At 77.8% G+C, this 1,656-nt stretch carries 2 protein-coding genes; both read right to left on the bottom strand.

The genetic code is table 11. The annotated features are described in order from the left end of the window. Positions 1-55: 55 nt before the first annotated feature. Positions 56-388, bottom strand: coding sequence for a hypothetical protein (locus NT8_RS28045; protein WP_157516010.1), 333 nt, complete (start codon positions 386-388; stop codon positions 56-58). A gap of 319 nt (positions 389-707) precedes the next feature. Continuing rightward, positions 708-1,481: a dimethylargininase gene (gene ddaH, locus NT8_RS28040; protein ID WP_067976088.1), complete on the bottom strand. Its 774-nt coding sequence runs from the start codon at positions 1,479-1,481 to the stop codon at positions 708-710. Positions 1,482-1,656: the final 175 nt, after the last annotated feature.

The following is a 1,656-nucleotide window of genomic DNA, read 5'->3' as shown; positions in this document are numbered from 1 at the left end:
GGAGGGTGGTGCGGCTGCGCGCCGCACCACCCTCCACGGGCCCGTGGACCCCGCCTTACGGGGCGATCACCCGCTCGCAGCCGGTACCGGAGACGACCAGCCCGCCGTCCGGGTCCGGGGCGGTGCTCGCGTCATCGCAGGCGTACTCCTCACCCTGCTCCTGGTCGAACAGGACATAACCCACGGTGCCCGGCGCGCCGTCGTCGCCGCGGGCGCACCGGTGGCCGGTCGCTTCGGCGGTGAGCGGGTGGAACTCCACGTCGGCGCAGTCGTAGACGATGACGGCGGGAGCGGAGCCCTCCGCACCGTGGGCGGCCCCGACCCCCGCACTCCAGGCGGCGGCTCCCGCGACGGCGGCGACGGCACACACCAGTGGACGGATACGCATGGCGACCTCCAGTCGCTGATCGTGGCTGTACAGGTTCTCTCGGTAACCATCGGGCGGTGAGGTAACCCCCCGCTGCGCTCGGGGAACGGCCCGGTGCGGCAGGGAGGGGGCGGGACCGACCCGCCGCGACCCATGGGGGAGGGGGCAGGCGGCATGCGCCGTCGACCGCCGGGCGTCCGACGACCGGAGGTCCGGTGGGTGGGCGGAGCGCCCCACCGGTACTGGGTGACGACCGGTGCGAAGGTCGCCATGCCAGGCCCGGGTGGCGGGTGAGGGCGGTTGAGGTCGCCTGGCCGCTTCGGGGTCCTTCGGCGGCGGGTCAGGCGGGTGGGACGAGGACGGACAGGCAGGTGACGCAGCCCTCCAGCTTCTCGAACTCACCGATGTCGACCGCGTGGACCCGGTAGCCGAGCGCGGTGAGATCGGCGGCCGTGCGGGGCGCCGACGCGCTGATGAGCAGGTGGTCGCCGCCCAGCGGGACGACGTGGCACCCCGGCTCCTCGGCGACCGGGCGGACGGCGGGGAGGGTGCCCGGCTCGACCAGCCCGGGGAAGGCGAGCAGGGTGCCGTCGGGCAGCGCCGTCACGGCCGACTTCAGGTGCAGCACCGCGCGCAGCCGGACCGGCACCACCGTCCGGCCGAGCGGCCGCAGGAGGGCGCCCAGCTGCCGCACCCCCTCGGCGTTGGTGCGGCCGCCCCGGCCCACGTAGACGGTCCGGCCGACCTGGAGCACGTCACCGCCGTCGAGCGTCCCCGGCGGGGTGATGCGGGCGGTGTGCAGGCCCAGGCGGGCGGCCGCGTCCTCCACCCCGGCCACCTCGCCGCGCCGCTCGGGCGCCCCGGGGCGGGTGAGGACCGCGAGGTCGCCGCACACCACGAGCACGTCCTCGACGAAGACGGCGTCGGGAGAGCCGTCGGCCGGGGCGACCTCGCGCACCGTCCACCCGGCGGCGGCCAGCGCCGCGCGGTAGGCGCCGTGCTGGCGCCCGGCCAGGCCGGGGTCGACGGGGGAGCGGGCGATGTGGGTGACGATGCCCTCCGCCAGGCGGGGCCCGGGCCGGCGGACGAGCGCGATCGGGGGCCGCGAGGTCATGGGTCCTCCCTCCTCGGCGCCGGGCGGTTCCCCGGCGCCCCCATCATCGTGCCCGGAGGGGGCGGTCAGCGTGCGGGCGGGGTCCGGGGCGGGCGCGGCTGGGCCGGGGGCGGGTGGGTGCGGGCGGTGTGCGGGCGGGCGGGGTGGCCGGGGCGGGGTGTGGCTTGCGGGGGCG

It is taken from the genome of Nocardiopsis trehalosi NBRC 14201 (genome assembly GCF_001552555.1).
GTDB lineage: Bacteria > Actinomycetota > Actinomycetes > Streptosporangiales > Streptosporangiaceae > Nocardiopsis_B > Nocardiopsis_B trehalosi.
This window is presented reverse-complemented; position numbering and strand designations above follow the sequence as displayed.

Excerpts from the sequence above, each read along its gene's own strand:
- NT8_RS28045 (WP_157516010.1), bottom strand. The coding sequence starts at position 388 with ATGCGTATCCGTCCACTGGTGTGTGCCGTCGCCGCCGTCGCGGGAGCC.
- ddaH (WP_067976088.1), bottom strand. The coding sequence starts at position 1,481 with ATGACCTCGCGGCCCCCGATCGCGCTCGTCCGCCGGCCCGGGCCCCGC.